This is a genomic window from Citrobacter sp. Ce104, from assembly GCF_030334595.1.
GTDB classification, from domain to species: domain Bacteria; phylum Pseudomonadota; class Gammaproteobacteria; order Enterobacterales; family Enterobacteriaceae; genus Citrobacter; species Citrobacter europaeus.
Map to the genome: position 1 here is coordinate 92,735 of NZ_JAOWDP010000069.1, position 20,206 is coordinate 112,940.

A 20,206-nucleotide genomic window follows, 5' to 3' on the forward strand; every position below is an offset into this window, starting at 1 on the left:
AAAAAACGGTTTAGGAACGCTCTTATTCAAAAAATGAAATAAGAATTTATTGCTATGTTATTCGAGTCTTTTTATAATTTGTTACCTTTCAAGGGTCTTTTGTCATTGATCCATATGAAAGTTTCCGAGACCGTAATGGTCTCTTTTTTTGTTGTACGGACTCTTAATAAATGAAGCTTTTGAAGACAGTGCCCGCAGCATTACTGCTGACGGGTGGCCTGCTTGCGTCAATGCATGCTGCCGCCGATGATTCCGTTTTTACTGTCATGGATGACCCTTCCAGCGCGAAAAAACCCTTTGAAGGTAACCTGAACGCGGGATATCTCGCCCAGTCAGGCAACACAAAAAGTTCTTCTTTAACCGCAGACACCACCATGACCTGGTACGGTGAAACCACGGCGTGGTCTCTGTGGGGAAATGCCAGCAATACCTCCTCAAATGATGAGCGTTCATCAGAGAAATATGCCGTAGGTGGTCGTAGTCGTTACAACATGACCGACTATGACTACCTCTTTGGGCAGGCAAGCTGGTTGACCGACCGTTACAACGGCTATCGCGAGCGTGACGTGCTGACCGCCGGTTATGGTCGCCAGTTCCTTAACGGACCAGTACATAGCTTCCGTTTTGAATTCGGTCCTGGCGTGCGCTATGACGAGCATACGGATGGCACCACCGAAACGCAGCCGTTGGGCTATGCGTCCGGGGCCTATGCGTGGCAGATGACGGACAATACTAAATTTACGCAAGGCGTGTCGGTATTCGGTGCTGACGATACAACGCTCAACTCTGAAACGGCCTTGAACGTTGCCATCAACGAACACTTTGGGTTGAAGGTGGCTTACAACGTCACCTGGAACTCTGAACCACCGGCAACAGCGCCGGAACATACCGATCGTCGTACTACTGTTTCACTCGGCTACCGGATGTAATGACAAACCGGGTCAAATAATTGGCCCGGCTTTTATCTATTAAAGTTAAGGTTATTTAATAGTTAATCTGTGTTTTATTTTTAGTATTTATCAATAACGCGCTATTTTTCAGACAAATTCGATTTAATTGATAAATACATACGAACCGGAACAGCGCGCCAGTATTTTAACCCCAGATCATCGCTGCCCAACGTAGCATTAGCATTGCAGCACAAATAACGAGTAGGATCACCACCATCTTCCAGTGTTTCTTTGCAAAGCGATTTGTTGGCATTGTTCTTTTCCTGCTCAGATTAGATGACTTTCTGCAAGTGTAACAAAGACGTCAGGGTGTCAGTGAATTGATTTACATCATAGAGTACGCGTTGATTGTTGCTTTGATCGGCTCGAAATGCCGTGTACACTGTGAAACGGTGTTATCAAAAAGCGGGTGTAGGTCCAGTGTAGCCATTGAGGCAATCAGTGACATATTTCGCAGAGTGAAGCGGGAATCAGCCCACACCTTTTTGATAATTTTAAATATTGAATCTTTGTATGTGATCTTACGTGTGGGTCACCACTGCAAATAAGGATATAACATGCCTGTTATTACTCTTCCTGATGGCAGCCAACGCCATTACGACCACGCTGTAAGCCCCATGGATGTTGCGCTGGACATCGGTCCAGGTCTGGCGAAAGCCACTATTGCTGGCCGTGTTGACGGTGAGCTGGTAGATGCTTCCGATCTGATTGAGCATGATGCGAAGCTCTCCATCATCACCGCGAAGGATGAAGAAGGTCTGGAGATCATTCGTCACTCCTGTGCGCACCTGTTAGGGCACGCGATCAAACAACTCTGGCCGCACACCAAAATGGCGATCGGACCGGTTGTTGATAACGGTTTTTACTACGATATCGATCTTGACCGTACGTTAACCCAGGAAGACGTCGACGCGCTCGAGAAGCGGATGCACGAGCTCGCTGAGAAAAACTACGATGTCATTAAGAAGAAAGTCAGTTGGTACGAAGCGCGTGAAACCTTCGTGAAGCGTGGCGAGACCTATAAAGTCTCTATTCTTGATGAAAACATCGCCCATGATGACAAGCCTGGCTTGTACCATCATGAAGAATATGTCGATATGTGCCGTGGCCCGCACGTGCCGAACATGCGTTTCTGCCATCACTTCAAACTGATGAAGACCGCTGGGGCATACTGGCGTGGCGACAGCAATAACAAGATGCTGCAGCGTATTTATGGTACTGCATGGGCAGATAAAAAAGCCCTGAATGCCTATCTGCAACGTCTGGAAGAAGCGGCCAAACGCGACCACCGTAAAATCGGCAAGCAGCTTGACCTGTATCACATGCAGGAAGAAGCGCCGGGTATGGTGTTCTGGCATAACGATGGCTGGACTATCTTCCGTGAACTGGAAGTCTTTGTTCGCTCAAAACTGAAAGAATACCAGTATCAGGAAGTTAAAGGTCCGTTCATGATGGACCGCGTGCTGTGGGAAAAAACAGGTCACTGGGATAACTACAAAGATGCAATGTTCACGACCTCCTCTGAGAACCGTGAATACTGCATTAAGCCCATGAACTGCCCAGGCCACGTGCAGATCTTCAATCAGGGTCTGAAATCCTATCGCGATCTGCCGTTGCGTATGGCAGAGTTTGGTAGCTGCCACCGTAATGAGCCGTCAGGCGCGCTGCATGGCCTGATGCGTGTTCGTGGCTTCACTCAGGATGATGCGCATATCTTCTGTACAGAAGAGCAGATCCGTGATGAAGTTAACGCTTGCATTCGTATGGTCTACGATATGTACAGCACCTTTGGCTTCGAGAAAATCGTCGTCAAACTGTCCACTCGCCCCGAAAAACGTATCGGCAGCGATGAAATGTGGGACCGTGCTGAAGCTGACCTGGCCGTTGCGCTGGAAGAAAACAACATCCCGTTTGAGTTCCAACTGGGTGAGGGCGCATTCTACGGTCCGAAAATTGAATTTACCCTGTATGACTGCCTCGATCGTGCATGGCAGTGCGGTACTGTACAGCTGGACTTCTCCCTGCCGTCCCGTTTAAGCGCCTCTTATGTTGGCGAAAATAACGAGCGTCAGGTGCCGGTTATGATTCACCGCGCAATTCTTGGGTCGATGGAACGTTTCATCGGTATCCTGACCGAAGAGTTCGCTGGCTTCTTCCCGACCTGGCTTGCGCCGGTTCAGGTTGTTGTCATGAACATCACCGATTCTCAGTCTGAATACGTTAACGAATTAACGCAGAAACTACAAAATGCGGGTATTCGTGTAAAAGCAGACTTGAGAAATGAGAAGATTGGCTTTAAAATCCGCGAGCACACTTTACGTCGTGTCCCTTACATGTTGGTCTGTGGCGACAAAGAGGTAGAAGCAGGCAAAGTTGCCGTGCGCACCCGTCGTGGCAAAGACTTGGGCAGCCTGGACGTAAATGAAGTGATTGAGAAGCTGCAACAAGAGATTCGCAGCCGCAGTCTTCAACAACTGGAGGAATAAGGTATTAAAGGCGGAAAACGAGTTCAAACGGCACGTCCGAATCGTATCAATGGCGAGATTCGCGCCCTGGAAGTTCGCTTAACAGGTCTGGAAGGCGAAGCTTTGGGTATTGTGAGTCTGAGAGAAGCGATCGAAAAAGCTGAAGAAGCTGGAGTAGATTTAGTTGAAATCAGCCCTAACGCCGAACCGCCAGTTTGTCGTATTATGGACTACGGCAAGTTCCTTTATGAAAAGAGTAAGTCTTCTAAGGAACAGAAGAAAAAGCAAAAAGTTATCCAGGTTAAGGAAATTAAATTCCGTCCTGGTACCGACGATGGCGATTACCAGGTAAAACTCCGCAGCCTGGTACGCTTTCTGGAAGATGGCGATAAGGCTAAGATCACGCTGCGTTTCCGCGGTCGTGAGATGGCCCACCAACAGATCGGTATGGAAGTGCTCAACCGCGTCCGTGACGATCTGAGTGAACTGGCAGTAGTCGAATCCTTCCCTACGAAGATCGAAGGCCGCCAGATGATCATGGTGCTCGCTCCTAAGAAGAAACAGTAAGGCCTTCAAGTAGCAATGTCTGTGGAGCCTGCGGGTTCCACAGCCGTTGTTCGCCTACGTTTCGTTTATTAACAATGCGAAGTGGAAGTTATTAAAATGCCAAAAATTAAGACCGTACGCGGTGCTGCTAAGCGCTTCAAAAAAACCGGTGGTGGTGGATTTAAGCGTAAGCACGCAAACCTGCGTCATATTCTGACCAAAAAATCTACTAAGCGTAAACGTCACCTGCGTCCAAAAGGCCTCGTGTCTAAAGGCGATCTGGGTCTGGTTATCGCGTGCCTGCCGTACGCATAAGCCGTTAACGTTTAATTCATTTTTTTACTAAGAATATAGATACAGGAGAGCACATATGGCTCGCGTAAAACGTGGTGTAGTTGCCCGTGCACGTCACAAGAAAATTTTGAAACAAGCTAAAGGCTACTACGGTGCGCGTTCTCGCGTATACCGCGTTGCCTTCCAGGCTGTTATCAAAGCTGGTCAGTACGCTTATCGTGACCGTCGTCAGAAAAAGCGTCAGTTCCGTCAACTGTGGATTGCGCGTATCAACGCAGCAGCACGTCAGAACGGTATTTCTTACAGCAAATTCATCAACGGCCTGAAAAAAGCCTCTGTTGAAATCGACCGTAAGATCCTGGCTGACATCGCAGTATTCGACAAAGTAGCGTTCACCGCTCTGGTCGAAAAAGCGAAAGCAGCTCTGGCATAAGCCGGTGAAAAGAGGGAGCCTGGCTCCCTCTCTTTTATTTGTAGCGCAATCAATTAGTTGACAATTTATCCGTAAGCCTTTTCAATAACGGTTGTCCGGTTTTTTTTACCACACAAGGTAACGCAAGCATGAATGCTGCTATTTTCCGCTTCTTCTTTTACTTTAGCACCTGAACTCAGGAGGCTTGCGCGTGAAAGAAGAAACGGAAAACAGCGCCTAAAAGCCTCCCTGGTGGAGGCTTTTTTTATACGCGTCATCCTTCAAGTTGTCTCTGTATTGGCTGCATTTGCTCTTTTGCCGCGTTGATACAACTTGAATGGTTTGGCGTATAGACGAGCGACTAGTGAATATCGCAACATAACGAGGAAAACCATGTCACATCTCGCAGAGCTGGTTGCCAGTGCAACGGCCGCCATTAACCAGGCTTCAGATGTTGCCGCGTTAGACAATGTCCGCGTCGAATATTTGGGCAAGAAAGGGCACCTGACCCTTCAGATGACTACCCTGCGCGAACTGCCGGCAGAAGAGCGCCCGGCTGCAGGTGCGGTGATAAACGTTGCCAAAGAGCAGGTTCAGCAGGCACTGAACGCGCGTAAAGCCGAATTAGAAAATGCCGCGCTGAATGCCCGTCTGGCTGAAGAAACGATCGATATCTCTTTGCCTGGGCGTCGTATCGAAAACGGCGGTCTGCATCCGGTAACGCGTACTATCGACAGGATTGAAAGTTTCTTCGGTGAGCTGGGCTTTACCGTGGCGACGGGTCCAGAAATCGAAGATGACTATCATAACTTCGATGCGCTGAATATTCCTGGCCATCACCCGGCGCGCGCTGACCACGACACTTTCTGGTTTGACGCGACGCGTCTGCTGCGTACACAGACTTCAGGCGTGCAAATCCGCACCATGAAGGAAAAACAACCGCCGATCCGTATTATCGCTCCGGGCCGTGTATATCGTAACGATTACGATCAGACGCACACCCCAATGTTCCATCAGATGGAAGGGCTGATTGTTGATACCAACATCAACTTCACCAACCTGAAAGGCACGCTGCACGATTTCCTGCGCAACTTCTTTGAAGAAGACCTGCAGGTTCGTTTCCGTCCGTCCTACTTCCCGTTCACCGAACCTTCTGCGGAAGTGGACGTGATGGGCAAAAATGGTAAATGGCTGGAAGTGCTGGGTTGCGGGATGGTTCACCCGAACGTGCTGCGTAACGTCGGCATCGATCCGGAAATCTACTCTGGCTTTGCATTCGGTATGGGTATGGAGCGTCTGACCATGCTGCGTTACGGCGTTACCGATCTGCGTTCTTTCTTCGAAAACGATCTGCGTTTCCTCAAACAGTTTAAATAAAGGCAGGATAAAACAATGAAATTCAGTGAACTGTGGTTACGCGAATGGGTAAACCCGGCAATTGATAGCGATGCGCTGTCAAACCAAATCACGATGGCGGGTCTGGAAGTTGACGGTGTGGATCCCGTTTCCGGCGCGTTCAATGGCGTTGTGGTGGGCGAAGTGGTTGAGTGCGCTCAGCACCCGAACGCTGACAAACTACGCGTTACCAAAGTGAATGTCGGCGACGACCGCCTGCTGGATATCGTCTGCGGTGCGCCAAACTGCCGTCAGGGCCTGAAAGTGGCCGTGGCAACCGTGGGTGCCGTTCTGCCGGGCGATTTCAAAATCAAAGCCGCTAAACTGCGCGGTGAGCCGTCTGAAGGCATGCTGTGCTCGTTTTCCGAGTTGGGTATTTCCGACGATCATAACGGTATTATCGAACTGCCAGCCGATGCGCCAATTGGCACCGATATCCGTGAATACCTGAAGCTTGACGACAACACTATCGAAATCAGCGTTACGCCGAACCGCGCCGACTGCTTAGGCATTATCGGTGTGGCACGTGACGTTGCTGTACTGAACAAAGCCCCGCTGGTTGAGCCAGAAATGGCGCCAGTGGCCGCAACCATTAGCGACGTCCTGCCGATTCAGGTCGAAGCGGTGGAAGCCTGCCCACGCTACCTGGGGCGCGTGGTAAAAGGTATCAACGTTAAAGCGCCAACCCCGTTGTGGATGAAAGAAAAACTGCGTCGTTGCGGTATCCGCTCTATCGATGCCGTGGTTGACGTGACTAACTATGTGCTGCTCGAACTGGGCCAGCCGATGCACGCCTTCGACAAAGACCGCATTGAAGGCGGGATTGTTGTCCGTATGGCAAAAGAGGGGGAGTCCCTGGTATTGCTGGACGGCAGCGAAGCGAAGCTGAATGCGGATACGCTGGTGATTGCGGACCATAACAAAGCGCTGGCGATGGGCGGCATCTTTGGTGGCGAACACTCCGGTGTGAATGATGAAACGCAAAACGTCCTGCTGGAATGCGCATTCTTTAGCCCGCTGTCTATTACTGGTCGCGCACGTCGTCACGGTCTGCACACCGATGCATCTCACCGCTATGAGCGTGGTGTTGACCCGGCTCTGCAGCATAAAGCCATGGAACGCGCGACACGCCTGCTGATTGATATCTGCGGCGGCGAAGCGGGTCCAATCATTGATGTGACGAACGAAGCTACGCTGCCAAAACGCGCAACCATTACGCTTCGCCGTAGCAAACTGGATCGTCTGATCGGACACCATATCGCGGATGAGCAGGTGAGCGACATTCTGCGTCGTCTGGGATGTGACGTGACGGAAGGGCAGGATGAGTGGAAAGCGGTAGCGCCGAGCTGGCGTTTCGATATGGAAATCGAAGAAGACCTGGTAGAAGAAGTCGCCCGCGTATACGGTTATGACAATATCCCGAACACGCCAATTCAGGCGGGTCTTATCATGGGTACGCATCGTGAAGCGGATTTGTCGCTGAAACGCGTAAAAACCATGCTGAATGACAAAGGCTACCAGGAAGTCATTACCTACAGCTTCGTCGACCCGAAAGTCCAGTCGCTGCTGCATCCGGGTGAAGAAGCGCTGCTGCTGCCAAGCCCAATCTCTATTGATATGTCGGCAATGCGTTTGTCCCTGTGGACTGGCTTGCTGTCTACGGTAGTGTATAACCAGAACCGTCAGCAGAACCGCGTGCGTATTTTCGAAACGGGTTTACGTTTCGTTCCGGATACGCAGGCCAACCTCGGGATCCGTCAGGATCTGATGCTGGCGGGTGTGATCTGCGGTAACCGTCATGATGAACACTGGAACCTGGCAAAAGAGACCGTTGATTTCTATGATCTGAAAGGCGATCTGGAAGCGGTTCTCGACCTGACCGGCAAACTGGCGGACATTCAGTTCAAAGCTGAAGCGAACCCAGCACTGCATCCGGGGCAGTCTGCGGCGATTTATCTGAAAGGTGAACGCATTGGTTTCATTGGGGTTGTTCATCCTGAACTGGAACGTAAACTGGATCTGAACGGTCGCACTCTGGTGTTTGAACTGGAGTGGAACAAGCTCGCAGACCGCGTGGTGCCTCAGGCGCGTGAAGTTTCTCGCTTCCCGGCGAACCGTCGCGATATCGCGGTCGTTGTGGCTGAAAACGTTCCCGCTGCGGATATTTTATCCGAGTGTAAGAAAGTTGGCGTAAATCAGGTAGTTGGCGTAAACTTATTTGACGTGTACCGCGGTAAGGGTGTTGCGGAGGGTTATAAGAGCCTCGCTATCAGCCTGATCCTTCAGGATACCAGCCGTACACTTGAAGAAGAGGAGATTGCCGCTACCGTCGCCAAATGTGTAGAGGCATTAAAAGAGCGATTCCAGGCATCATTGAGGGATTGAACCTATGGCGCTTACAAAAGCTGAAATGTCAGAATATCTGTTTGATAAGCTTGGGCTTAGCAAGCGGGATGCCAAAGAACTGGTCGAGCTGTTTTTCGAAGAGATCCGTCGTGCTCTGGAAAATGGTGAGCAGGTAAAACTCTCTGGTTTTGGTAACTTCGATCTGCGTGATAAGAATCAACGTCCGGGACGTAACCCGAAAACGGGCGAAGATATTCCCATTACAGCACGGCGCGTGGTGACCTTCAGACCCGGACAGAAGTTAAAAAGCCGGGTCGAAAACGCAACGCCCAAAGAAGAGTGATTTAACGATACGCAGAGTATGACGCGTATAACTAAAAAGGCCGCTATGCGGCCTTTTTCCTTTTCACTACTGAATCAGCACCGTAGAATCACCTCCATCTCTTTTCAGCAGAATGGAAAACATGCTGACTTTCGCCCATCAACAGCAGCGACGAAACGTGCGCTGGATACTGTCACTGTCAGTACTGATGCTACTGGCAACGATTCTAAGCTTGTGCGCAGGAGAACAGTGGATCGCCCCCGGCGACTGGTTCAGCGCCCGCGGCGATCTGTTCGTCTGGCAAATTCGACTTCCCCGTACTCTTGCCGTTTTGCTGGTAGGCGCTGCGTTGGCCTTATCAGGAGCCGTGATGCAAGCTCTATTTGAAAACCCGCTCGCAGAGCCTGGATTATTGGGCGTGTCTAACGGCGCGGGAGTCGGGCTTATCGCAGCGGTGCTGCTGGGGCAGGGTCAACTCCCCGGCTGGGCGTTGGGTTTATGCGCTATCGCTGGGGCGCTGATTATCACGCTTATTCTGCTACGTTTTGCCCGACGTCATTTGTCTACCAGCCGCCTGTTGTTGGCGGGAGTAGCGCTGGGGATTATCTGTAGCGCGTTGATGACATGGGCCATCTACTTCTCCACGTCTTTTGATTTGCGACAGCTGATGTACTGGATGATGGGGGGCTTTGGTGGCGTAGACTGGCATCAGGCCTGGCTCATGGTGGCGTTGATTCCGGTGCTGGTGTGGATCTGCTGTCAGTCGCAGCCGATGAATATGCTGGCGCTGGGGGAGACTTCCGCACGTCAGCTGGGACTGCCCCTGTGGTTCTGGCGCAACCTGCTGGTGGTCGCCACTGGCTGGATGGTTGGCGTAAGCGTGGCTCTGGCCGGAGCGATTGGCTTTATCGGGCTGGTGATCCCACATATTTTGCGGCTGTGCGGCTTAACCGATCACCGCGTGTTGCTGCCGGGCTGCGCGTTGGCTGGTGCAATCGTACTACTGTTTGCTGATGTTGTCGCGCGTCTGGTGCTGGCCTCGGCTGAGCTGCCAATCGGCGTGGTGACGGCCACCATGGGCGCACCGGTATTTATCTGGCTATTGTTAAAAGCCGCGCGCTAGAACGCGTTGGTTCGGTCTATGATTAAAAACTGAAAATTCACCTGTTGTTCTGGAGATGCTATGCAAAACACTATTCTTGATACAGAAGTGACGACCATCGACGGTGAGGTTACCTCACTGCAGCCGTATTCCGGAAATGTGCTGTTAATCGTCAACGTGGCTTCAAAATGTGGACTGACGCCGCAATACGAGCAACTGGAGAATCTGCAGAAAGACTGGCATCAACAGGGTTTTACTGTCCTTGGGTTCCCTTGTAACCAGTTTCTGGGTCAGGAGCCGGGCAGCGAAGAGGAAATAAAAACGTATTGCAGTACCACCTGGGGCGTTACCTTCCCAATGTTCAGTAAAATTGACGTTAACGGCGAGGGACGCCATCCGCTGTATCAGAAGCTGATTGATGCCGCACCAACGGCCACTGCGCCTGCGGATAGTGGGTTCTATGAGCGTATGGCGAGTAAAGGTCGGGCACCGCTCTATCCGGACGATATTCTATGGAATTTCGAGAAGTTTTTAGTGGGGCGAGATGGTCAGGTATTGCAACGATTCTCACCCGATATGACGCCTGAGGATCCCATTCTGGTGCAATCTATCAAGAAGGCGCTGGCGAACTAATGTCTCGATTGATGCAGCTACAGGACGTAGCGGAATCGACCCGGCTTGGTCCGCTCTCTGGTGAGATAAAAGCCGGAGAGATCCTGCATTTAGTGGGGCCTAACGGTGCTGGAAAGAGCACGCTGTTGGCACGAATGGCGGGGCTGACGACCGGTGAGGGCAGCATCACCTTTGGTGATATGCCGCTGGACGAATGGCCGTCAGTAAAGCTGGCGCAATACCGCGCCTATCTGGCGCAACAGCAAAACCCGCCGTTTGCGATGCCGGTCTGGCATTTTCTGACGCTGCATCAGCCAGACAAAGCGCGCACCGATCTGTTACAGGAAGTCGCTGATGCGCTTGGGCTTGGGGATAAGCTGGGGCGCAGCGTGAATCAGCTCTCCGGCGGTGAGTGGCAGCGCGTGCGTCTGGCTGCGGTTATCCTGCAGATTAGCCCGCAAGCGAATCCATTCGGCCAGCTTTTACTGCTGGATGAGCCGATGAACAGCCTAGACGTGGCGCAACAAAACGCGCTGGACCGCTTGTTGAGTCGGCTGTGTCTGCAGGGCATAGCGATTGTCATGAGCAGCCATGACCTTAATCACACCTTACGTCATGCGCATAAGGCCTGGCTCCTCAAACGTGGGAAGTTGCTTGCCAGCGGCGCTCGTGATGCGGTACTCACGCCCGCCAATCTGTCTGCGGCTTATGGCGTGAACTTCCGTCGTTTGGATATTGAAGGCCACAGAATGCTCATATCAACCACTTAAGTTAAATGGGTTCTTGAAAATCATATAATTTCCACGCTAAATTGGCATAAAAATATAATTCAGAGGATTCGTCCTGAATGCGCTTTTGGCTTCTTTTCATCACAGCATTGTTTTTGGCGGGCTGCAGCAGCCATCGTGCTCCTGCGCCAAATGCCCGATTGTCGGATTCTATCGCGGTTATCGCCGGTCTTAATGACCAGCTACAAACCTGGCATGGCACACCCTATCGTTATGGCGGCATGAGCCGTAGCGGGGTGGATTGTTCTGGATTTGTTTTGATGACAATGCGCGATAAATTCGATCTGCAACTCCCGCGTGATACGCGCACGCAATCAAAGATTGGTACCGAAATTGATAAAGACGATTTGCTGCCCGGCGATCTGGTTTTCTTTAAAACCGGGTCTGGGGAAAGTGGTCTGCATGTCGGAATTTACGATACCAATAATCAATTTATTCATGCCTCCACCAGCCGCGGAGTGATGCGCTCGTCCCTGGACAACGTTTACTGGCGTAAAAACTTTTGGCAAGCGCGACGTATTTAATCCTCATTAGTCTCGAGGCCGCTCAGGACTGTGCGGCCCCGGCATTTCCATTTGAAAGTCACTTTTTAATTCTGCCATCAGCCGGACAATACCCCTGAACAGTAAGAGTGTATCTTGCTAAAAATATGATTTATCCCGAGATATTAAAAAGTGCAAAGCTGGATATTCGCTTATAATCAGGATAAGCTAAAAAAAAGGATTCGATTTACTGGCTATAAAGGGAAAAATGAAAGGGCCTCTACTTGCATCAGCAATAACGTATTTCTCCATCCTTTGCTACAGGATGCCGGATAACACCTATGCAGAGGGGCTGGCGCGATGATTGTTTCACTGGATACTCTTTACCATTCAGAGTTTTCTTTTTTGCCTGCGAGAAGCGAAAAAGGCGATCTTGAATACGTCGATATCATCACCAGTTTCGCCAGCGCGGATGGGGATGTGCGTATACCCACTGAGCTGGTCCTACCTCGGATGTCGGATGAAGAGCAATGTCGCTTATTTACCGAAAAGCTTGAATTAATCGAAACGTGCCAACATTTTTTTATTCAGCGAAATGTCCTGGCCTGGATTAATTTAACGCCGGCAATTGCTAATACTTTATTATCAGATGCTAAATTTGCTTCACAAGTTGAACGATTTTCATTTCTGGAACTGGCTATTAATGAAAACTATCCAGAGTTAAATAATGGAAAAGAGAATCCAACGCTGGCCGCGCTGGCGGCGAGATTTCCATTAGTTCTGACAAACTATGGTGCTGGCGGTATATCCACCCGGGCAATTTTTGATGGGCTGTTCAAACGCGTTGTGTTAGATAAAAACTTTGTTCAACAAAGGATTACACATATTTCGTTTGAGCCGTTTATGCGGGCTATTCTGGCACAGTTATCTCCCAGCAGTGAGTCAATCATCATTAGCGGTATCGATACGCCAGAGATGTTAGCGCGCGTACTGCCTTTGGGATTCAGCGCCATACAGGGCGGGCTGTGGCCCGCCGTGCCACCGGCACAGATAATTTCGTTATCCAGAATATAACCCTTTTATTTGCTGGTGTTTAACAGGCTTTTAACAGTCTACACTAGAGACAGGAGGCCCTATGACCCTGTCTTTTACCACTCGCTGGCGTGATGAATTACCAGCAACCTATACAGCACTTTCGCCGACACCCCTGAAAAACGCACGCCTGATCTGGCATAACGATGCGCTGGCGGAGCAATTAGCTATTCCTGAGTCGCTTTTTGATATTCCGAGCGGAGCAGGTGTTTGGGGTGGCGAATCGCTGCTCCCCGGGATGTCGCCTTTAGCGCAAGTGTATAGCGGACATCAGTTTGGCGTCTGGGCAGGCCAGCTTGGCGATGGCCGCGGGATCCTGCTGGGCGAGCAACGGCTCGCTGATGGCTCAACGTTTGACTGGCACCTGAAAGGCGCCGGACTTACGCCTTATTCCCGTATGGGGGATGGGCGCGCCGTACTGCGCTCAACAATTCGCGAAAGCCTGGCCAGCGAAGCGATGCACTACCTGGGCATACCAACCACGCGGGCATTGTCGATTGTTACCAGCGACACGCCGGTGTATCGCGAAACGGTAGAAGCAGGGGCGATGCTCATTCGCGTGGCGCAAAGCCATATGCGTTTTGGCCATTTTGAACACTTCTACTATCGCCGCGAGCCGGAAAAAGTGCGTCAGTTGGCTGATTTTGCAATTCGCCATTATTGGTCGCAATGGCAGGAAGAAGCCGATAAGTACCAGCTGTGGTTTAACGATGTCGTCACGCGTACAGCGACGTTAATCGCTGACTGGCAAGCGGTAGGATTCGCGCATGGAGTCATGAACACGGACAACATGTCGATTCTGGGACTGACGATGGATTACGGTCCATTCGGTTTTCTTGATGACTACGAGCCCGATTTTATCTGCAACCACTCGGACAACCAGGGACGATACAGTTTCGATAATCAACCGGCCGCGGCGCTGTGGAACTTGCAACGTCTGGCGCAAACCCTGTCGCCATTTATCCCGGTCGAGACGCTCAATGATGCGCTGGACGGTTACCAACTGGCACTGTTAACTCGCTACGGTCAGCGGATGCGGCAAAAGCTCGGCTTCTTTAGCGAGCAGAAAGACGATAACGAATTGCTAAGCGAACTGTTTAGTCTGATGGCGAGGGAAAGAAGCGACTATACGCGAACGTTTCGTATGCTCAGCCAAACGGAACAACACAGTGCGCAATCCCCACTGCGCGATGAGTTTATCGACCGCGCGGCGTTTGACGACTGGTTCACGCGGTATCGCTCGCGTCTGCAGCAAGACAACATTGCTGACGCAGTCAGACAAACGCAGATGAAGGCGGCTAATCCGGCGATGGTATTACGTAACTGGCTGGCGCAACGGGCGATTAGTCAGGCAGAGCAGGGGGATTACGCCGAGCTGCATCGGTTGCACCAGGCGTTGCGTACCCCGTTTACCGATCGTGATGATGACTATGTCAGCCGTCCACCTGACTGGGGTAAACGGCTGGAAGTGAGCTGTTCAAGTTAAGGGGCCAGAAACACCTGCGGAGATCCGTTGGCCGGATGCTGGCCAACGTGTACCTGAGCGCCATACCAACGCTTCAGGTCATCGGCCTGTAGCACGGTCTCAGGCGTTCCCTGCGATACCAACCTGCCATCGTGCAGCAACACTATTCTGTCCGCCCATAGTGCGGCGAGGTTCAGATCGTGAAGCACAATGCACACATGTAGCTCTCCCGAAGCGGTTAGCGTCTTCAGCAAGCGCAACAGGTGCTGCTGGTGATAAAGATCCAGCGCAGAGGTGGGTTCATCAAGGAATAACCAACCGCGAGGCGCGCTGTGGCACCAAAGTTGCGCCAGTGCACGGGCCAACTGCACTCGCTGTTGCTCGCCGCCGGAAAGTGCGGCGTATTGCCGGCCCGCCAACGGTGTGCACCCGGTCATTTCCATTACCTGAGCGATAAGCCGGGGTTCCTGCTGTTGGGTCCAGGGCGCACGTCCCATCGCGATGACGGCCTCTACCGGCCAGTCAAATCCCAGTTGCGTTTGCTGGCGCATTACCGCCCGATGCCGCGACAGCGTTTGGGTAGGCCACTCCTCCAGCGGTTTGCCCGCCAGCACGCAGCGCCCGGTTGCCGGTTTGAGAAAACCGGTCAGCAGGCGCAGCAGGGTGGATTTTCCCGCACCGTTTGGGCCGATGAGCGCCACCAGTTCACCTTTTGCGAGGGCGAGTGATACATCGTCAATTACCGCTCTGCCAGCCACGTGATAATGAATCCCTTCAGCGATGAAATGTTCAGCCATGCGGTCCTCGCTGACGAAAAATAAGCCATAAAAACCACGGTGCGCCGAGAAGACTGGTCAACAGACCGACCGGCATCTCTGCAGGGGCAACCGCCGTACGGGCCAACGTGTCGGCAATCAGTAACAGAAACGCGCCCGCCAGCACGGATCCCGGAATAACGGCCCGATGATCTGAGCCAAGCCACATGCGCATCAGATGCGGGATAACCAACCCGATAAATCCAATTACGCCGCTTACCGCCACGGCTGCGGCAACCAGCAATGCGCTACAAAGCAGCAAAATACGCTGAACGGTACGCACATCTACGCCGAGATAATGCGCCTCTTCCTCACCCAACTGCAGCAGGTTCAGTGCCGGTGCCAGACGCCAGATAATCAGCACCGTCGGGATAGTCAGCGAGGTTACCGCCAGCAGCGTTGACCATTGCGCGGCCCCCAGACTTCCCATTCCCCATAGCGACAGCTGGCGCAGTTGCGCATCATTACTGACCCACGACAGAACGCCAACCGCCGCCCCGCAAAGCGCGTTGATGGCAATACCGACCAGTAGCAGACGCGAGAGTGACCCGTCGCGCTGTTGGCTGAGGATAAAAATCACCACCGTTGCCGCCAGGGCACCCATAAAAGCGGCCAGCATTGGGGCGTACAGCATCAGCAGCGCGGGCAAAGAGACAGGCAGCACCACCCACAGGGCGACGGCGCAGGCAGCGCCGCTGCTTATCCCCAGTAATCCCGGGTCAGCTAGCGGGTTGCGAAACAGCCCCTGCATCACGCAGCCTGCGAGCGCCAGAGAGCCGCCAATCACCAGCGCCAGCAGGACACGCGGCAGACGAATTGTGAGCCAGATTTGACGCAGTGCCTCATCGCCATCATGCCAGAGCAGACTTACCGGCAGGCGCAACGCGCCAAAACCGGTAGCCAGGATTGTCATCATGACTAATATGAGTGCGAGCGCCCATAAAGAATAACTGATACGTCGGGACATCAGGGCAATTGCTCTGCTTTAGCGCGAAGCTGCAAAATGGCCTGCGGCGTACGCACGCTGAAGCCGAGTAGCGCCATATCATCCACCTGTAACACCTGTTTATTCCGCCCGGCAGGCGTTAGCGCAAGGCCCGGCAGCGCCCACAGGTTATCTTCGCCACCCATCGCCTTAACGCCGTCCTGTGAAATCACCACCAGATCGGGCTGGCTGGCAATGACGCCTTCCTGTGACAGCGGCTGATAGCGGTTAACGCCCTGCATGGCGTTGTGCAAACCGGCGGCACGAATAGCCGCATCGGCTCCGGTTTGCTGGCCCGCCGCCATTGCAGTCATCCCGCCATGATTAAGAATAAACAGCACGCGTTTATTTAGTTCAGATGACGGCAACGCCGCCATTTCCTGACGTAAGCTGGCGCGCAGCGTTTCGCCTTCGGCCTGCCGATGGGTTGCTTCGGCGATGACGCGAATTTTTTCATCAATCACCTCAAGATCGTTGCTCGCCGGGATCGTAACAACCCTGACGTTGCTCTGCTCAAGCTGTTTTAGCGCCAGAGAGGGCTGTGCCTGCGCGCTGGCAAGGACCAGCGTAGGGCGTGTAGCAAGGATCCCTTCGGCGTTGAGCTGGCGTAAGTAACCAACATCCGGTAGCGCGTTTGCTGCTTCAGGCCACTGGCTGGTGCTGTCTCGCGCCACAAGGGAAGACTGTGCTCCCAATGCGTATACAATCTCGGTAACATCGCCACCGAGTGCAACAACCCGTTCCCCGGCAGCAGCCAGCGCTGCAATGGGCAGCAGCGCGATCAGGACCAGCAGTTTTTTCATGCGGCCAGTCCTTTCGGCGTCAGCGCGTCAATCTGTGCACGCCATTGCGTCTGCTCCGGCTCGCCTTCCGTACGTTGACCGTACAACTGGGCAATTTGCGTGCCGTCGGCAGCAAACAGTTCCAGACTGGTGACGTGTCCATCGGCGGTCGGTTTGCGCGTTACCCATGTTTCTGTCACGCTCTCTGCCAGCAGGTGTAAGGTAAATGCCGGGTTGAATATATTCAGCCAGCCTTTCATCGGTACCAATTTTTCAATCACGCCGGTAAAAATCTGTACGCAGCCGCGATTACCCACAAATATCATGATTTCATTGCCATCCTGACGCGCGGTGTCGAGTAACTGCGCCAATGCGCTATTAGAAACTTTACAGGCCAGATCGTCGCCCACCAGATTAAACGCCTGTTGGCGGGTGAGGTCGTGGCGTTTCAGCAGACCGAAGAACTGATGGACATCGGTCATTGCTCGCCACTCTTGATCAACGGTCTGCGCATCGACCGTGACGACGGCGGGAGCAGAATTGTTGGCGGGTTGCAGCACCAGAGGCGGGTTTTCGGCAAAGATGAATCGGGTCAGCAACGCCGCCCAATCCTCAATGAGGGTATTCTGCGTGGCGTAGACCTTCAGCAGCGCATCTCCCTGATGGTCAAAGAACTGGATGCTCTGACGTTCGCCGTGGGCGGTTGTTTCGCTGATATGAAATACGCTTGCCCACTGATTGAGGAACAGGCGCAGGTCGAGGGCTCGCGGATTAAGAACCAGCCCGGCATGACCGTTGAGGTGCTGATTTGTAAAAGCACCCACCTGCTCATGTACCGCGTATTCGTTGCGGCAAATGCATTTGGTTTCGCCTACGGTTTCCAGTGCGCCGAGGATTTCGCGTACTTCGCCACGTAAGCGCCAGGCGTCATGACCGACGCGGGCGAAGGTCAGTTCGGCTTCGCTAATATTCATCAACCCCGCAATGTCACGTGCGTATTTGCCAGGATTTTCTTTCTTCAGTTCCAGCCAGCGTGTGTAATGATTCATTGTCTCTTCCTTCCAGATTGCTACCCCGGCGAACCGGGGAAAAGTGATTACCACTGATAACTCACGAAAATTTTGCCATTACGACCATCCTGCGGAATGCCTTGCGGTGACCAATACTCTTTGTCGAAGGCGTTGCCCAGTACCAGTGTGGTGGTCATACCTTTCAGTGCTTGTTGGCCCTGATAGCTCACGTAGAAATCGTTTACCGCATAGCCGGGCTGTTTAGTGTAGCTGCTGCTGATATGCGTTGAACGATCGGCAAATGTCCCTATCCAGCCCACGGAGAATCCGCTGTGCGCAACCGGCACGTTCAGTTTGCTGGTGACCGTATCCGGGTTAATGCTGGAAATGTATTCTCCCGTGTCAGTATCTTTGCCGCGCGTACGGTTATAGGCCATGTCGAGGCTGAACAGATCGGCGGAATATTTCGCCATGACGTCCCAGCCCCAGATTTTGGCGTTGGGGACGTTATAAGACATCGTTGTTGCGGCGGCGAAGTCGACGCTGGTGGAGATGTAATCTTTCGCTTTGGTGTCGAAATAGCTGGCTTTAAATTCGAGCGCATCGCTTGCCATCAGCAGATCGTCAAAGCGCAGACCAAATCCGTATTCCTGCGTTTCGTTGGTTTCCGGACGCAGGTTAGGGTTTGGCACCCAGTAGTTGGTGTAGAAACGGCCAATCGAGAAGTGTTTCGCATCGTTATACATCTCGCCCATAGTCGGTGCACGGAAGGCCTGAGCGTAAGAACCAAACAGCATCAGCCAGTCTGCTGGCGCAACGGTGAGTCCGGCGCGGGACGACCATTTATCGGCATCGACATCTTCATAGCCGTCGCTGCTGCCGCGATAAGAGTCATAACGGGTACCGCCCAGCAGCGTAACCGGCAGATCGCGCAGGGTGATTTCATCCTGTAGCCAGCCGGAGCTGAAATCGATCTTTGCCTCTGGGAAACCGGTGGTTGTGCCACCTGGCTGTTGTTCCTGACGATAGTACTCACCGCCGTAGGTCAGCAGGTGAGATGCGAAAGAGTCGGTAAACAGGCGGGTACGGTTGTCGAGTTTACCGCCTTTGGTCGTCTGCTTGCGAAACTCGCCGGTGTTATCCGTGTTTTGTGCATTAATGCGCGCTTCGGACCAGTAAATACGAGCATCCGCGTTCAGCCAGTCATTGTCCGCCGGGGAGAGCGAGTAGGTCAGTTGCGCATCGCGCTGGATGGTTGAACGGTTGGTCATCGGGTTGCTGGTGGCATCCGCTGCGCTGGTTTGTGGATTTTTAGGTTCACGGGCGTCATTGTTGTAGTAACGCAGCGAACCGGCCAGCGTCTGGGCGCTGTCAATTTTCCAACTGCCTTTCGCCAGCATATTGTTGATCGCTTCGTCGTTTGGCGCTGTTGTACCGTCACTCTGACGCAAATCGCCGCGATCTCGACTCGACCAGGCAAGCAGTCCGTCCAGCGTATCGGTGCGCCCAAAAGCGCTGGCGCCCATACCGAGGCTGTGATCGCCGGTTGCCGCAGTACCGAACACGCGATAACCGCTGTTTTGTCCGGCTTCCAGCAGATCTTTGGCATCCGCTGTGTCATAGGCGATCACGCCGCCCAGCGCACCGCTGCCGTACAGCAGTGCAGAAGGGCCGCGTACGACTTCGATGCGTTTGATAAGCGCCGGGTCGAGGAAGGTACTGTTCAGGTGTCCGGTGTCGGTGCCCTGACGAACGCCGTCAACCAGCACCAGAACGCCGCGTCGATCGTAGCCGCGTAGATTCACGTCCTGGCCATTGGTACGACCTGTGCCATCGAGGGTCAGACCCGGAACCGTCCGCAACAGATCGGCTGCCGAGCTGGCGGTCTGGTTTTCTGGGGCCGTGGCATCAATCACGCTGACCATCATCGGCGCTTCAAAGGCGCTACGGGCATTGCCAGTGGCGGTAACGGTCATATCTTCAACCGCCGCATAAGCGACGGCGGGCAGGTTACTGATAATCGCCAGCGCCAACAGTGATGGACGCAGGGATGCAGTGTGCAGGTGTGGCATAGCAACTCTCCATTAGGAAATCGAAAAGCGCTGGCTGCCTGGGGATTACCTGGGTGGCTGGCGAAAAGTGTTGTTTATTTAGTCAGAATGAGTTTTCCGGCTTGGGTCTGGCGCAGCAGATAGAGCTGACCATCGTGTTCTATGATCACGCGTCCCTCTTTGCCCAATAGACTTTTACTGTCAATTCGACGCTCGTTTGGCGCGACAGCAGGGGGGGCTTTCTCTTTTGCGTGCGTTGTTGTTGTGTTATCCATACGTGAAATAGTTTTTA

22 protein-coding genes and 1 other annotated feature are annotated in these 20,206 nt (G+C 52.8%); of the genes, 15 read left to right on the top strand and 7 right to left on the bottom strand.

Annotated features, from left to right (window positions below; genetic code table 11):
* Positions 1–170 precede the first annotated feature (170 nt).
* Complete coding sequence (locus OGW16_RS23215) at positions 171–929, top strand: DUF481 domain-containing protein (protein ID WP_003030592.1); 759 nt, start codon at positions 171–173, stop codon at positions 927–929.
* Between the two features lie 166 nt (positions 930–1,095).
* Here OGW16_RS23215 and yniD read toward each other — a convergent pair whose 3' ends face one another.
* Positions 1,096–1,203, bottom strand: a complete 108-nt coding sequence (yniD, locus tag OGW16_RS23220; protein WP_003030590.1) for a small membrane protein YniD — start codon at positions 1,201–1,203, stop codon at positions 1,096–1,098.
* Between the two features lie 304 nt (positions 1,204–1,507).
* Here yniD and thrS point away from each other — a divergent pair, with 304 nt between their 5' ends.
* From thrS to selO, 14 genes are all read left to right on the top strand, one after another.
* The gene (gene thrS / locus OGW16_RS23225; RefSeq protein ID WP_003832572.1) at positions 1,508–3,436 is read left to right on the top strand and encodes a threonine--tRNA ligase; all 1,929 of its coding nucleotides are present in this window, start codon (positions 1,508–1,510) and stop codon (positions 3,434–3,436) included.
* A gap of 3 nt (positions 3,437–3,439) precedes the next feature.
* Complete coding sequence (gene infC, locus OGW16_RS23230) at positions 3,440–3,982, top strand: translation initiation factor IF-3 (RefSeq protein ID WP_048997935.1); 543 nt, start codon at positions 3,440–3,442, stop codon at positions 3,980–3,982.
* Between the two features lie 96 nt (positions 3,983–4,078).
* Positions 4,079–4,276, top strand: a complete 198-nt coding sequence (gene rpmI / locus OGW16_RS23235; RefSeq protein WP_003030583.1) for a 50S ribosomal protein L35 — start codon at positions 4,079–4,081, stop codon at positions 4,274–4,276.
* Between the two features lie 55 nt (positions 4,277–4,331).
* On the top strand, positions 4,332–4,688 hold the full coding sequence (gene rplT, locus OGW16_RS23240) for a 50S ribosomal protein L20 (RefSeq protein ID WP_003030578.1): 357 nt from the start codon (positions 4,332–4,334) through the stop codon (positions 4,686–4,688).
* 123 nt (positions 4,689–4,811) lie between these two features.
* Positions 4,812–4,936 (top strand) — a sequence feature (Phe leader region).
* Positions 4,817–4,861 (top strand): pheST operon leader peptide PheM, encoded by a 45-nt coding sequence (gene pheM / locus OGW16_RS23245; RefSeq protein WP_001386830.1) that lies wholly within the window; start codon positions 4,817–4,819, stop codon positions 4,859–4,861. (Overlaps the previous feature by 45 nt.)
* A 124-nt stretch (positions 4,937–5,060) precedes the next feature.
* Positions 5,061–6,044 (top strand): phenylalanine--tRNA ligase subunit alpha, encoded by a 984-nt coding sequence (gene pheS / locus OGW16_RS23250; protein WP_043016596.1) that lies wholly within the window; start codon positions 5,061–5,063, stop codon positions 6,042–6,044.
* Positions 6,045–6,059: 15 nt separating this feature from the next.
* A complete protein-coding gene (pheT, locus tag OGW16_RS23255) occupies positions 6,060–8,447 on the top strand; it encodes a phenylalanine--tRNA ligase subunit beta (protein WP_286519034.1) in 2,388 nt (795 codons plus the stop codon).
* Positions 8,448–8,451: 4 nt separating this feature from the next.
* Positions 8,452–8,751, top strand: coding sequence for an integration host factor subunit alpha (gene ihfA / locus OGW16_RS23260; RefSeq protein WP_003030571.1), 300 nt, complete (start codon positions 8,452–8,454; stop codon positions 8,749–8,751).
* A 121-nt stretch (positions 8,752–8,872) separates the two neighbouring features.
* Positions 8,873–9,853, top strand: coding sequence for a vitamin B12 ABC transporter permease BtuC (gene btuC, locus OGW16_RS23265; RefSeq protein WP_043016594.1), 981 nt, complete (start codon positions 8,873–8,875; stop codon positions 9,851–9,853).
* A 60-nt stretch (positions 9,854–9,913) separates the two neighbouring features.
* Positions 9,914–10,465 carry a glutathione peroxidase gene (locus OGW16_RS23270; RefSeq protein ID WP_047411703.1) on the top strand — a complete coding sequence of 184 codons (552 nt, stop codon included), beginning with the start codon at positions 9,914–9,916 and terminating at the stop codon, positions 10,463–10,465.
* Positions 10,465–11,214 (top strand): vitamin B12 ABC transporter ATP-binding protein BtuD, encoded by a 750-nt coding sequence (gene btuD / locus OGW16_RS23275; RefSeq protein WP_200001483.1) that lies wholly within the window; start codon positions 10,465–10,467, stop codon positions 11,212–11,214. Before OGW16_RS23270 ends, btuD begins: the two co-directional genes overlap by 1 nt.
* A gap of 77 nt (positions 11,215–11,291) precedes the next feature.
* Positions 11,292–11,756 carry an NlpC/P60 family protein gene (locus OGW16_RS23280; protein WP_003832591.1) on the top strand — a complete coding sequence of 155 codons (465 nt, stop codon included), beginning with the start codon at positions 11,292–11,294 and terminating at the stop codon, positions 11,754–11,756.
* Between the two features lie 318 nt (positions 11,757–12,074).
* On the top strand, positions 12,075–12,788 hold the full coding sequence (locus OGW16_RS23285; protein WP_043016591.1) for an EAL domain-containing protein: 714 nt from the start codon (positions 12,075–12,077) through the stop codon (positions 12,786–12,788).
* A gap of 61 nt (positions 12,789–12,849) precedes the next feature.
* Positions 12,850–14,292, top strand: coding sequence for a protein adenylyltransferase SelO (gene selO / locus OGW16_RS23290; RefSeq protein ID WP_043016590.1), 1,443 nt, complete (start codon positions 12,850–12,852; stop codon positions 14,290–14,292).
* Here the strand turns inward: selO and OGW16_RS23295 are convergent.
* The 6 genes from OGW16_RS23295 to hemP form a co-directional block, all read right to left on the bottom strand.
* Entirely contained in the window at positions 14,289–15,068 is a 780-nt protein-coding gene (locus tag OGW16_RS23295) for a heme ABC transporter ATP-binding protein (RefSeq protein WP_286519038.1), read from the bottom strand. The genes selO and OGW16_RS23295 overlap by 4 nt on opposite strands.
* The gene (locus OGW16_RS23300; protein ID WP_043016588.1) at positions 15,061–16,053 is read right to left on the bottom strand and encodes a FecCD family ABC transporter permease; all 993 of its coding nucleotides are present in this window, start codon (positions 16,051–16,053) and stop codon (positions 15,061–15,063) included. The genes OGW16_RS23295 and OGW16_RS23300 overlap by 8 nt, the downstream gene beginning before the upstream one ends.
* The gene (locus OGW16_RS23305; RefSeq protein WP_043016587.1) at positions 16,053–16,874 is read right to left on the bottom strand and encodes a heme/hemin ABC transporter substrate-binding protein; all 822 of its coding nucleotides are present in this window, start codon (positions 16,872–16,874) and stop codon (positions 16,053–16,055) included. Before OGW16_RS23305 ends, OGW16_RS23300 begins: the two co-directional genes overlap by 1 nt.
* Complete coding sequence (gene chuS, locus OGW16_RS23310) at positions 16,871–17,902, bottom strand: hematinate-forming heme oxygenase ChuS (RefSeq protein WP_286519040.1); 1,032 nt, start codon at positions 17,900–17,902, stop codon at positions 16,871–16,873. The genes OGW16_RS23305 and chuS overlap by 4 nt, the downstream gene beginning before the upstream one ends.
* A gap of 47 nt (positions 17,903–17,949) precedes the next feature.
* Positions 17,950–19,935: a TonB-dependent hemoglobin/transferrin/lactoferrin family receptor gene (locus tag OGW16_RS23315; protein WP_075146068.1), complete on the bottom strand. Its 1,986-nt coding sequence runs from the start codon at positions 19,933–19,935 to the stop codon at positions 17,950–17,952.
* Positions 19,936–20,009: 74 nt separating this feature from the next.
* On the bottom strand, positions 20,010–20,198 hold the full coding sequence (hemP, locus tag OGW16_RS23320; RefSeq protein ID WP_072033381.1) for a hemin uptake protein HemP: 189 nt from the start codon (positions 20,196–20,198) through the stop codon (positions 20,010–20,012).
* Between the last annotated feature and the right edge of the window lie 8 nt (positions 20,199–20,206).